General features: G+C 64.9%; 8 protein-coding genes. All 8 read right to left on the reverse strand.

Annotated elements, in window-relative coordinates; translation table 11 throughout:
- Nucleotides 1-312 precede the first annotated feature (312 nt).
- Complete coding sequence (locus GJV37_RS01105; RefSeq protein WP_193452301.1) at nucleotides 313-1,425, reverse strand: mannuronate-specific alginate lyase; 1,113 nt, start codon at nucleotides 1,423-1,425, stop codon at nucleotides 313-315.
- Between the two features lie 35 nt (nucleotides 1,426-1,460).
- Complete coding sequence (locus GJV37_RS01110; protein WP_037015972.1) at nucleotides 1,461-2,873, reverse strand: alginate O-acetyltransferase; 1,413 nt, start codon at nucleotides 2,871-2,873, stop codon at nucleotides 1,461-1,463.
- Nucleotides 2,874-2,882: 9 nt separating this feature from the next.
- Entirely contained in the window at nucleotides 2,883-4,532 is a 1,650-nt protein-coding gene (algG, locus tag GJV37_RS01115) for a mannuronan 5-epimerase AlgG (RefSeq protein ID WP_414602901.1), read from the reverse strand.
- 104 nt (nucleotides 4,533-4,636) lie between these two features.
- Nucleotides 4,637-6,070, reverse strand: a complete 1,434-nt coding sequence (locus GJV37_RS01120) for an alginate export family protein (RefSeq protein WP_065086699.1) — start codon at nucleotides 6,068-6,070, stop codon at nucleotides 4,637-4,639.
- Nucleotides 6,071-6,171: 101 nt separating this feature from the next.
- The gene (gene algK, locus GJV37_RS01125) at nucleotides 6,172-7,581 is read right to left on the reverse strand and encodes an alginate biosynthesis TPR repeat lipoprotein AlgK (protein ID WP_193452095.1); all 1,410 of its coding nucleotides are present in this window, start codon (nucleotides 7,579-7,581) and stop codon (nucleotides 6,172-6,174) included.
- A gap of 13 nt (nucleotides 7,582-7,594) precedes the next feature.
- A complete protein-coding gene (locus GJV37_RS01130) occupies nucleotides 7,595-8,767 on the reverse strand; it encodes an alginate biosynthesis protein Alg44 (RefSeq protein WP_054910083.1) in 1,173 nt (390 codons plus the stop codon).
- Between the two features lie 49 nt (nucleotides 8,768-8,816).
- Nucleotides 8,817-10,298: a mannuronan synthase gene (alg8, locus tag GJV37_RS01135; protein ID WP_037015978.1), complete on the reverse strand. Its 1,482-nt coding sequence runs from the start codon at nucleotides 10,296-10,298 to the stop codon at nucleotides 8,817-8,819.
- A 213-nt stretch (nucleotides 10,299-10,511) separates the two neighbouring features.
- Nucleotides 10,512-11,822: a GDP-mannose 6-dehydrogenase gene (gene algD / locus GJV37_RS01140; protein ID WP_024765840.1), complete on the reverse strand. Its 1,311-nt coding sequence runs from the start codon at nucleotides 11,820-11,822 to the stop codon at nucleotides 10,512-10,514.
- Nucleotides 11,823-12,141: the final 319 nt, after the last annotated feature.

The following is a 12,141-nucleotide window of genomic DNA, read 5'->3' on the forward strand; positions in this document are numbered from 1 at the left end:
CTTCTCGACGCCTTGAGGAAAGGCCGGGGCAACCCGCCAATTCCTCCCCATGTGGTGCTCAATCTGTTGCGCCCGCTCACGTCTTTATTGCGTGGGTCGGGTGGTGTTGCTGTTGCTTCGGAGCGAGGGTTTGCCCTCACCCCAGCCCTGGCTGCGCGCCCCGCTCCGAAGGGAGAGGGGGTATCCGTGCGGCGGTTGTTTTCGCGCTCGCCGGCTGGCTCAGTGCTGCCCGAATGCTCGGACGGTCCCCTCTCCCTCCGGGAGAGGGTCAGGGTGAGGGTCTCTGGCCTCCTCAAGGAGGCGGGCGCTGCTTCAGCTCCCCGTCCCCTGACGGTTGAAAACCTTGGTCACTTCACCCCCCAGGCGGAAGCTGTTGAACGGCTCCATCTTCTTCTTCCAGTCCTGGGTCTTCGGTGCGCAGCTGTAGAGCGCGCAGTAGGGCTCCAGCCAGGCGAACTTGCTGTTCTCCTTCAGGTCGCCCATGTCCTGGTCGTTGCCGGTCTTCTCGTCGAATGCGTCCTGGTCATCCACGCCTTGCATCACGCGGTTGGCCAGGCGCTGCAGGGCGCCGTTGTTTTCCTGGCGCAGGTCGACGCCGTTCACCTGGGCGAAGGCGGCGATCATGGTCAGCGGCGGCAGCGAGTAGTTGTGGTACGACAGCGCACGCTGGCGGCGCTTGAGTTCGTTGGGCAGGTAGCCGTCGTTGTCCACCTGGTTGGCGGCGACCTTGAACTCCTGCACCGACCAGTCGAACAGGTCGCGGCGGTTGGTCACCACGGCGGTGGACATCACCGACCAGGCGGCCCAGTAGGAGTGGTTGTTGATCTTCTTCAGCGGCAGGTCGCTCCAGTCGCGCACCACCTGGCTGCCCAGGGTGCTGAACCAGTTCTCGATCTCCTTCGACTGCTCGCCATAGGCGGCCAGCGGCCGGCTGCTGGAGAACTTCAGGCGCATATAGGACGACGACAGGCTGCCCAGTGCCCATTTGCGCATGGACTTGCCGGTGTGGTTGTAGTCGCTGCTTTCCAGCGCACCGGCCTTGGCCCAGCTATCGAGCCAGCTCATCGCGCAGTCCAGGTCGCCCTTGTTGCCGCTGCGCATGTACTGGGTGATGAGCTTGGTTGCGCCGCGCTCCATGTCGGTGATGTCCTTGATCTGGCTGCGGAACTCTTTCTCCGCATCCACGTTCAGCGTCGAGCGTGCCGAGTCCGAGCCCTTGTACTTGCTGGTGAACTGCAGGCTGCCGGTGTAGGGCGTCGGGGCGGTGGGGCAACTGTCCGCGTCCTTCTTGCTGCCCTTGTCGCCGACGGCGGAGAAGTAGCCCGGCGGCGGCATCAGGTCGGCGGCGTAGGTGGTGCTCTCGCCGAACAGCGCGCCGAGCACCGCGATGGTGAGGCCGATGCGGGCGACAACGGGTGTCTTGATCTTGTGGAGGCTGGGCATGGTTCTCGTCCCTCGCTTCAGTTGGCGGCCACGTCGGCCGACTTGGCTTTGGGCGTCTGACAGAGCTTGGCCTCGACTTCCAGGCCCGCCGGCATGTCATCCGGCGCCTCGATCTCCAGGGAGAGGAACTGCTGGTTCGACCAGTCTTCGTCGTTGCGCAGTTCGAAGACGTAGCGTCCGCCGGTATCCACGGCCTTGGACTGCTCGATCTTCAGCTGCTCGCGACGACCGTTCATGTACCAGATGGTGTTCTTGAGTTCGTGCACGCCGGGGTCGGAATAGGTGACGTCGGCGGTGTAGCTGCCCGAGCGGATCGGCAGGGCGCCGCTGTTGAGCAGCACCTCGTTGCTGCCCGCGTGCAGCTTGACCTTGCGGCTGATGGCCGGCTTGCCGTCGGCGCAGCCGTTGTCCACCAGCGGCATGGCCTGGCGGTAGAAGCTCTTCTGCGCCATGTCGTAGTGGGTGGCGAATTCCCAGATGAGGATCTTCGGCGGCTTGTCGTGGAATTCCTTGCTGGTCATGTAGGCCAGCAGGGAGCTGTCGAAGCCGCCGCCGGACACGGCGTTGTTGAGGATGTCGACCTTGCCGTACTGCTCCAGGAAGCCGGCGAAGTTGTAGGCCGGGCCGCTGTTGGACGTACCCACCAGCGCAACCTGGGCATCGCCGCCCTCACCGAACAGGTCGCCGCCGCCCGAATCGCCCACCGGCTCGGTCTCGAAGCGGTCGACGTACTGCGGTGCGTAGCTGCTGCCGCACAGCTGCGCGGCGGCCTTGTGGAAGGTACCCAGCTTGGACAGCAGGCCCACGCGCTTGCTCTCGAATTCCTTCTTCGGGATGTCGTTGTAGGCGGGGATTTCCTTCAGGGTTTCGGCGACGATCTTCGCGCTGCGCATCGCGCCATATGGCGTCCAGTGGTGGTCGCCCTTGAAGTAGTAGGGGTGCTCCTGCTTCTCGTCGAACAGCGGCGAGAAGTCCGGGGTGTAGATACCGGCCTTGCGGAACTGGGCGATGGCCGCCTGGTAGTTCTTTTTCGCCAGGTCGTAGTTGAAGCTGGCCTTCTCCTGCGGGTTGAGCTTCTCGCGGTTCACCAGGCCACGGGTGGGCTGGTAGACGACGACCAGGTCGATGCCCTTGCGCTTGAGTTCGTCGCGCAACTGCTTGAGCTCGCGCCAGCCTTCGGCGCTGGTGCCGAAGTCGGTGCGCAGGTCGTAGGTGGTACGGAACAGCCAGTCTTCCTGGGCCGGCACCAGGTGCGTGAAGAAGCCCAGGTACTTGGTGTTGTACGCCGCGTCGTTGGACGCGGTGGGGCACAGGCCGGCGGCCGGTTGAGCGGTGTAGCTCGGCGCGTCGGCGGCCAGGGTGTGGTGGGCGAGCAGCAGGCCGGCGGTGAGGCCCGACAGGCGCAGGAAATTGACGGTCATACGTTTCATGGTCGGTCCTCAGTTCTGCAGTTCGGCCTGGCTTTCGACGGGGTCGATCAGCACCGCGCGTTGCTGGCGCACCAGCAGGTCCAGGATCTGGTCCTGCTTCTCGCCGAGCACGCCGTTGAAGCTGATGCCGGAAGATTTGGTCGGGCCGAGCATGGCCACCTTGTAGAGCTCCAGCGACAGCGGCGAATCCACCGACAGCGGGCCCGAGCCATTGCCGGCCAGCTTGCCGCCGACCACGATCAGCGAGACCTTGGTGTCGAAGGGGTCGAGGTCGATGTTGCGGTCGGTGTCGGTCAGGTCCTTGATGTGGCCGTAGACGCCGATCAGCTTGTTGCCGGCCGCGAGGTTCTCGTACAGGCGGATGTTCACGCTGTTACGGATGCGGATGCCGTGGCGCAGGTTGGCCAGCACCTGATTGCCGTAGATGAGGTTGTCGCCGGACTCGTAGAGCGTGATGCCGTCGGAGTGGTTGCGGTACACCTCGTTGTAGGCCACCAGGTTGCGCTCGGAATTACGGTCGAGGACGATCCCGGAAAGGTGGTTGTCGTAGGTCTTGTTGTGGATGATCCAGCTGTCGTTGACCTCACGGGAAACGATGATGCCGTGCTTCTTCTTCGTCCCGTAGACGGTGTTCTCGGCGATGATCAGACGGTGCGAGCGGTCATGCGGGTCGATGCCGTAGACGATGTTGTTCTTGTAGGTGTTGCCGCGCACCACCAGATCGTCCGCCTCGTAGCAGTAGAAGCCGTACCAGGCGTCCTCGAAGGTCGAGTCGAGCACCCAGCCCTGCGGGCGCGGACGCTTCATGGTCTTGTCCATGCCCGGGCTGTACTGCGAGATGGAGATGCCGTAGGCCTTCGAGGCGTTGTAGCCGAAGCTGGTGAAATGGCTGTTCACCAGGTAGGCCTCGGCGCCGCCCCAGGAGATCAGGAAGGGGCGGAACTCGTTGGGCGTCTTGAACCAGGCCGGTTCGTTTTTCGCCTCGTTCCAGGCGGTGACCTTGGTGTCGCGCACGAACAGCTTGCCGTCGTTGACCAGGAACGATCCGCGGTCCTGGGACAGCCGCAGTTCCTTGACCTTGCCGTCGACTTCCAGGGTCGCGCCCTGGCTGACGACGATGGGCAGGCGGGCGATGTAGACGCCCGGCTCGGTCTGTTCCAGCGCGGTCTTCGGCAGTTTGCCGACGAGGTCTGCCAGGTTGACGTAGCCGCCGTCGATGAAGATTGCCTGGGGCATCTGGCGCTGGCGTTTCACCCATTCGGCGAGACGGTTCTTGCCGCCGGTGAATTCCTTCAGCGGCTGCTGCTGGACCATTCGCTCGATGTGGGCCCGGCCGGGCTTCTTGCGCTCGATCTTGTTCTCCACCGCTTCGGCGGTGTAGCCGCTGAGGTCGGGCAGCTTGGGCGGTTCCAGGTGCAGCGGTTCGCTGGGCGCGGCGGTCACGGTGTAGTTGCCGGACTCCTTCAGCGTCTGGGTCTTGCCGGGCTCGGCGCCGGGATGTTCCTCGGCGGTTTTCTCTTCGCTGCCTTTCGCGGCGGCCTTGGCACTGCTCTCGGCCTTGGCCGCGGGCTGCGCCGCCCAGACCGGTGCGCCGGCGCTGAGCAGGCCGCCGAGCAGCAGCGCGGTCAGCGGCAGGGCGTGTAACGGGTGGCGGTTCATGGCCATGTCTCCTTGCGCGCGGTCATCCGCCAGGCACCCGGCTACGCGCCGGGAGCGGCGGAGTGCGAGTGCGGGTAGCTGACGGATGTTCATCGCTACAGTCCTCAGAAGCGCCAGATCACATCGACGAAGGCGTGGTGCATGGTCGAGTCGACATGGCTGCCGTAGGCATCGCCGGGCTTGAACACGCCGCCGCGGAAGCGGATCAGCGCCGACGGCTCGTCGATCGCCTGGCTCATCGAGGCCGGCAGCAGGCCCTGCTTGAAGTACTTGGTGACGACCAGGTCGACTTCCTGGCCGATGTCCTTGGAGTCATTGACCAGCGGCGCGGTGATGCCGCTGTTGCCGATGTCCGAATCGCTGTCCACGCGGCGGAACTTGTTGTAGATGACGCTGGCGTCATAGTCGTCGCGCAGCTGCCAGGAGCCGAACAGCGTGGCGGCCTCAAGGTTCGACAGCTCGCCGCGGAAGGCTTCGCCGAAGCGGTGCGCGCGGGCCCGGGTGCCGGTGAAGTTGGAGCGGTTGCTCTCCAGGCCCGTCTGTTCGAACTGGTCTTCGCCGTTCTTGCCGCCGCCGCTGCCACGGGCGTAGGCGCCACCGACGCGCCACTGCTCGTCGATGTTCCAGCGCAGGCCCAGGTCCGCGCCGTAGGCATCCACATCGCCACTCTGCTTGCCGGCGGCGACACGCTCGCCGTTTACCGGGACGGTGGTCAGGCGGTCGCGGTTACCGGTGAGCCAGGTGGCGCTGGCCCAATAGTTGATGGGCATCTGCGAGCGCCAGTTGTAGCCGTCGCCGTTGGCCTCGATGCCAACCCAGGTGAGGTCGCCGGTGGAGCGCTTGTCCAGCGAGTCGACGGTTTCACCCGGGTCCGGCAGGCTGCCGCTGTCGTCGGCGTGGTGCACGCGCAGGCCGACCCAGTGCTGGGGCATCCACTGCGTGGAGATGTCGCCGAACACGTGAGTGCGGTCCTTGTCGTCCGGCGCCAGGTCAGTGATGTCGGTACGGTAGTCGGAGAAGCGCTGGGCGGCGCCAAGGTGGGCGCGCAGCAGGGTGGTGTCGAAGGTCCAGTTCAGGGCCTCGATGTTGGTGTCCTGCCACATGCCGCTGTCTTCGCGCAGGCGCTGGCGACCGAAGCGCAGGTGCTCGCCGGGGTACTGGGTGAGGCCGGCGTAGTCCACCCAGAATTCGCGCAGGGCGAGGTAGGCGTCGTCCGGCTCGCGCTTGTTGTCGCTGCGACCGCTGCTGTCGTTGTTGACGTCGTCGTTCTGCAGGGTGTCGGTCTGAATGGTGTCGGTGGCGGCAACTGCCTGGCCCATCACATAGGCGCTCCAGTTGCCCCACTGGCCGAAGGCCCAGGGGCGCAGGTCCAGGCCGATGCCGTTGAGGTCGCCGCCGTGGGCGGTACCCAGGTCGCGATCATCCTCGGATTCGGCGGTGACCTTGATGTCGATGCCGACGTTCTTCGGCGGCTCTTCTGCCGCATGGGCGAGGCTGCCGAACAGGGTGCCAGCCAGGCTCAGGCCGACGCCGAACATGGCAGGGAACAGGCGGGCGCGGCGAACAGCGGTAGCCAGAGCTCGCGGCTTAATCCCTTCGATAAGAGCAAACGGCGGGGTGGTCATCGGGTCGATGCGCTTCATAGGTTTTCTTGTTCCTGGTTGTTCTGCAGAAGGCTGACGGTGGCTTGCCAGTTGGCGCCGCGAGCCTGTTCTTCACGCTTGAGCAGTTGCTGCGCGGCGCTGCGGTCGGCCGGCTGGATCTGCGGTTCGAGCTGCGCCATCAGGTCGCTGGCGGTGGGCACCTGCTGGCGCTGGGCGAGTTCGCCGAAGACGTAGGCGTTGACCAGGTTCGGGCGCACGCCACGGCCCTGCGAATACAGCTGGGCGAGGGCCATGTCGGCGCTGGCCTGACCGGCGCGGGCGGCGATCAGCAGGTGATCCACGGCCTTCTGCGGGTAGACCTGGCCGAGGAAGCCGCGGCGGTAGATCTGGCCCAGGTAGTAGTGCGCCTGGGGTTCGCTGGCGGCGGCCTTGAGCAGGTGCTGCTCGGCTTTCTGCGGCTCCTGCGGGGCCCACTTGCCGTCGTAGTAGAGGCGCCCGAGCAGCAGCTCGGCGCGGGGCTGGGCGGCGTCCTGGGCTTTCTTCAGGTAGTCGAGCATCTGGTCGAGGTCGCCCAGGTCGGGGTTGTCGTACTGCAGCTTGGCGAGGCTGACCCAGGCGGCCGGGTAGGTCGGCGCGATCTCGGTGAGCAGCGCCTGCGCGGCCTGCGGGTCGGCGGTACCGATGTTCGGATCGGCCAGCACGCCGGCCACCGACTCGACGCGCTCGGACGGCACGCGGCCGGCCTTCCAGCCTGCCTTGAGTGCTTCGATGTGGGCCTTCTGCTTATCCGCGTTGCCCTGCTTCTGGTACACGGTGGCCAGTTCCATCCAGCACACGTCCATGCGGTTCAGCCAGCGCTGGCAGACCTGCTCGACTTCGGTGAGGTGCTGGTCGTAGGTGCCCTGGGTGCGGTACAGGATGATCTGCGCCAGGTCCGCCTGCGGCAGTCCCTGGGCGCGCCACTGGTCGATGCGCTGCTGCGGGTTCACGTTCGGCCAGGCCTGCGAGTACTGCAGGTAGAGGACCACCAGCGGCACCAAGGCGCTGTCCTCGCCTTCGTCGAAGGCACGGGTCAGCAGTTGCTCGGCTTCGCGGTGCTCGGCGTCGGTGCCGCCGGGCTTGGCTGCCAGCCACTTGCCCAGACGGGCGCGGGCGCGCGGCGAGCTCTCGGCGGCTTCGCGGTAGAGCTTTTCGGCGCGGGCCTGCTCGTCGGGGTCGCCGGTGGCGGCCTGCATGTCGGCCAGTCCGACCTGTGCGTCGGCGTAACCCATGGTCGCCAGGGCCTGGAAGTTGGCCTGGGCGGTGGCGATGTCGCCGCGCTCCAGGGCTTCCTGGGCCAGTCGCTGGTCGGGCAGGCCGGCGCAACCGGCGGCTGCGGCGATGGCCAGCGCCAATCCAAGGTGTCGGGCCAGGTCCGGGGCGTGTCGCAAGACAGGTCGATTCATGCGGGCGGTCCTCTTAGCGAGCGGTGGCCAGGGCCATCGCCTTGTTCAGCAGGGTGCGGCCCGGCAGGCCGCCGATGCTGACTTCAGTTGGGCGGCCAGCCATCTGGCTGTCGAGCGGCTGGTCGGGGGTGATCTGCACGCGGATTTCCGAGGACAGGTCACCGTCCACCGGTGCGGTGCGCAGGATGCGGCCGCCGCGTACTTCGCTGTCGCCGGCGACCTGGAAGTTCACGTGGGTGCCAGGGGACAGCTCGGCGGCGTTGCGGTAGGGGAAGCGCGCCTCGACGGTGGCGGTGCTGTCGCGCGGGGTCAGGGTGAAGATCACGTCGCCCTTGTTGGCGAACTGGCCGTTGGCGACGCGCTGCTCGACCACGCGGCAATCGCACGGGCTGGTCAGGGTGCCTTTCATCTGGTGGCCGAAGAGCTTCTCGATGTTGCTCGGGTTGAGCTGTTCTTCGGTCAGGTTGCCCTTGAGCAGGTCCAGCAGGTTGGCGGAGAAGGAGGCGATCGGCGCGCCCTTGGCGACTTCAGCACCGGGTTCGACCAGGCTTTCCACGGTGCCTTCGCGGGGCATGGTGATCTGCTGGTTGGCCACGCTGACCACGCCCGAATCGGCATGGGTGACGAAGTACAGGTTGTAGATCTGGTTGAGGATCACCGCGAAGGCGCCGACGCCGACCACGAAGATCGCGGTGCTCACGGTGACCGCGCGGAAGCGCCCGAAGAAGCCCATGCCACCCGAACCTGCGCCGTGCTTGCGGGCCTTGGTGAAGTTCTCGCGCTGCAGGGTGTTGAGCATGTCGCCCACGCTGATCACTTCACCTGCCAGGTAGGAGGTGATCAGGTAGCGCAGGGCAGCGATCTCGCGCGGCTTCAGGTGCTGGAATTCACACCCCACGCGGCCGCTGTCGCGGTCGTAGGAGCGCACCTGGAATTCCACTTCCAGGGAGAAGCTGATGCTGTCGATCTGGAACAGCAGCTTGCCCTTGTGCAGGTCGCCGACCTGGACCGGGGTGTTGTTCGCCGAGCTGAAGGCGAAACCGCCGGCGGACAGGTCCAGCAGGCGCGCATCGACGCCCTCGCGGTTGCCACCGATGTAGCGGATGCGCGCGGGCAGCTTGACCCGTGCGTGCTGGCGCTGGGCTTCGGATTCATGCACGACATTGACGTTGACGGCGGTATTCATGGGGTCGAGTCCTGTTCGTAGCTAAAAGGGGCGTGGCTAAAGGGAGCCTTCAGACGATGGTCAGCAGTACGGCGACGAAAACGCTGGCCGCGGAAAAGGTCATGGCGCGCGAGGACCAGGTGTTGAACCAGCGCTGGAAGCTGGCCAGGCCACGGTCGAGCTTGGTGTTCTGGCGGGTCCAGGACTGCTGGTCGAGGCGGAAGAACACGTAGATCTTCACCAGGGCGCCGACGATCTGGTTGTAATAGAGAATCGCCGGGTAGGCCGGCCCGATGTGGTGGCCCGACAGCGACAGCAGCAGGGTCAGCACGAAGCGGGTGATGCCGATCCACAGCAGGTAGATGAGCAGGAAGGCGATGCTGTACTTGATGCTGGCGATGATCGCGGCGACCAGGCCCAGCAGGCAGGTCCACATCGACAGGCGCTGGTCGAACAGCACCACGCTGGTGAACCAGCCCAGGCGTTGCGGGCCCAGGGCCAGGGCGCGGGAGTTCTGCCGCAGGTTGTTGCCGTACCAGCGGAACATCAGCTTGCGGCTGGCCTTGATGAAGCTCTTCTCCGGCGGGTGCTCGACCGTGTTGATCGCCGCGTCCGGCACGTAGAAGGTGTCGTAGCCCAGGCGCATCAGGCTGTACCAGCTGGACTTGTCGTCGCCGGTGAGGAACTGGAAGCGGCCCAGGCGCCAGTGGTCGAGGTGGTCGCTTTCGACATCGGTGATGAAGTCCGGGTCGGTGACCACGGCAGCACGGAATACCGACATGCGTCCGGTCATGGTCAGCACGCGCTTGGACAGGGCCATGGAGCACATGTTGATGTGGCGCTGGGCGAAGCGCAGCTTGTGCCACTCGCTCATCACGTAGCTGCCGCGCACTTCGCAGAATTCGTTGGTGGTCAGGCCGCCGACGTTGGGGAAGAGCTTGAACCAGGGCACGGTCTTCTTCACCACGCCGGGTTCGAGCACGGTGTCGCCATCGATCACCGCGACCACCGCGTGCTCATCCGGCAGGTGGCGGGAGATGGCACGGAAGCCATGGGCCAGGCCGTCGCGCTTGCCGGTGCCGGGGATACGCACGAAGTCGAGCTTGACGTGGTCCGGCGGATTGAGCTTCTGCCACTGCTGCTTGATCAGCACCTCGTCGGACATCTCGACGATGGAGCACACCACGGTGGTGGGGTAGCCGCAGGCAATGGCTTCTTCGATGACCGAGCGATAGACCATGGAGGTGGTCAGCGCGTCGATGCGGAAACTGGTGACCATCAGGTAAACGTGCGACGGGTCGGCCGCGTCGCCGAGCTTGCGGACCTTGCGCCGGTAGTGCGGGTAGACCAGGTAGAGGAACAGCATGCCGCGCAGGAAGTGCAGGCCACCCATGGAATAGCGCCAGATACCGACCGCGCCGATCAGCAGCAGGAAGTCCTTGGACTCGGCGTCGAATACGGTCGGTGGCACCAGCAGCGCCAGCAGCATCAGCAGGCTGAGAAAGACCAGCCAGCCCGTGGCTTCACCGATCACTCGTTTGTAGGTTTCCATCGTCGTCTATCCGTCTGGTGGGGCTTGGTTACCGGTCCGCCTGGGCGGGCCGGTAACCGGCGCTTTGGGTTTCTGAAGGCATGGACTCGATTGAGCGAGCTAGAGTCCGGTTAGGCGGAGAGGGACGAGGAAGCGGAGTTCACTGAAGTGAATGAGCATTTCCGAGTTCCTCTCCAACGACACCGGGCCGACGCGCAGCCAATCGAAACCCAATTACCAGCAGATGCCTTCGGCGCGGTCGTCTGTGACGCTCGGCATGAAGCCGATCAGGTCGACGACCTTCTTGCCCTCGGGCGCCTGCTTGACGACGTCGACGAACAGCTCGTCGCCGTTGCCCAGCACCAGCACGTCGGAGGACTTCACGACCGCGTCCAGGTCCGAGACCAGCAGCGAGGAAACGTGCGGGATCTTCGATTCGATGTACTCCTTGTTCGCGCCATGGACGCGGGCGTACTCGACGTTGCGGTCGAAGATCTGCAGCTCGTAGCCCTTGCCGATGAGCATCTCGGCCAGCTCCACCAGCGGGCTTTCGCGCAGGTCGTCGGTGCCGGACTTGAACGACAGGCCGAGCAGACCGACCTTGCGGCTGCCGTGGGCGGCGATGATGTCGAAGGCCTTCTGCACCTGGTGCTGGTTGCTGCGCATGATCGAGCCGAGCATCGGGTGTTCGATGTCCAGCTGGCTGGCGCGGTAGGTGAGGGCGCGGACGTCCTTGGGCAGGCAGGAGCCGCCGAAGGCGAAGCCGGGCTTCATGTAGTAGCGCGAGAGGTTCAGCTTGCGGTCCTGGCAGATCACGTCCATCACCTCGCGGCCGTCGACGCCGACTGCCTTGGCGATGTTGCCGATCTCGTTGGCGAAGGTGACCTTGGCGGCGTGCCAGACGTTGCAGGTGTACTTGATCATCTCCGCGACCTCGATGGTCTTGCGGATGATCGGCGCGTCCAGTTCGCGGTAGATTTCTTCCAGCAGGTCGCCGGTCTGGGCGTCCAGCTCACCGATGACGGTCATGGGCGGGAAGTCGTAGTCCTTGATCGCGGTGGATTCGCGCAGGAACTCCGGGTTGGTGCCTACGCCGAAGTCGGCGCCGGCTTTCTTGCCCGAGCAGTCCTCGATGATCGGGATCACCACGTTGTTCACGGTGCCCGGCAGCACGGTGCTGCGCACGACCACGGTGTGGCGCGCTTTCTTCTCGCGGATGGCGTAGCCGATCTCGCGGCACACGGACTCGATGTAGCCAAGGTCGAGGTCGCCGTTCTTCTTGCTCGGGGTGCCGACGCAGATGAACGACACGTCGGTGTCCAGTACGGCCTTCTTGAAGTCGGTGGTGCCCGACAGGCGACCGGTGCGGATGCCTTGCTCCAGCAGAGGCTCCAGGCCCGGTTCGACGATGGGCGACTTCCCGTTGTTGATCAGATCGATCTTGGTGGTGGAGACATCCACCCCAACGACTTCATGGCCTCGTGCGGACAGGCAGCCGGCACATACTGCGCCAACATACCCAAGACCAAAGATGCTGATACGCATCGCATTCACCTCTTCAATGGTCGAACTGTTTAAGTTGCCCCGTGGGCGTTTTTAAAAGGGTGCAAGAACCCTCGGAAGATGCTCTTTCGAGTTCTTCCGTACTTCCTTCCAGGCAGGCATGGGAATCGAGTGCTAAACTTTCGAGCACAGTCTTGGGGCGAACTTTTAATAGTTGCCCTGTTATGTTTCAGGCGGATTGCAAAGTTGGTGCGCTCTCCGTCCTGGCGTGCTCAAGTCTGGTTAGATGATTGCCTCGTCATCTGAAAAGTTCAGTTTTTTCATTGGGTTAGGTGCTTAGTTCAATCGCTGATTGCCAATC

The sequence above is a fragment of the Pseudomonas nitroreducens genome, from assembly GCF_010994165.1.
Taxonomy (GTDB): domain Bacteria; phylum Pseudomonadota; class Gammaproteobacteria; order Pseudomonadales; family Pseudomonadaceae; genus Pseudomonas; species Pseudomonas nitroreducens.

Bases quoted from the DNA above. Each gene is read 5' to 3' on its own strand.
- GJV37_RS01110 (WP_037015972.1), bottom strand. From the start codon at position 2,873: ATGAAACGTATGACCGTCAATTTCCTGCGCCTGTCGGGCCTCACCGCC.
- algG (WP_414602901.1), bottom strand. From the start codon at position 4,532: ATGAACCGCCACCCGTTACACGCCCTGCCGCTGACCGCGCTGCTGCTC.
- GJV37_RS01120 (WP_065086699.1), bottom strand. From the start codon at position 6,070: ATGTTCGGCGTCGGCCTGAGCCTGGCTGGCACCCTGTTCGGCAGCCTC.
- algK (WP_193452095.1), bottom strand. From the start codon at position 7,581: ATGAATCGACCTGTCTTGCGACACGCCCCGGACCTGGCCCGACACCTT.
- GJV37_RS01130 (WP_054910083.1), bottom strand. From the start codon at position 8,767: ATGAATACCGCCGTCAACGTCAATGTCGTGCATGAATCCGAAGCCCAG.
- alg8 (WP_037015978.1), bottom strand. From the start codon at position 10,298: ATGGAAACCTACAAACGAGTGATCGGTGAAGCCACGGGCTGGCTGGTC.
- algD (WP_024765840.1), bottom strand. From the start codon at position 11,822: ATGCGTATCAGCATCTTTGGTCTTGGGTATGTTGGCGCAGTATGTGCC.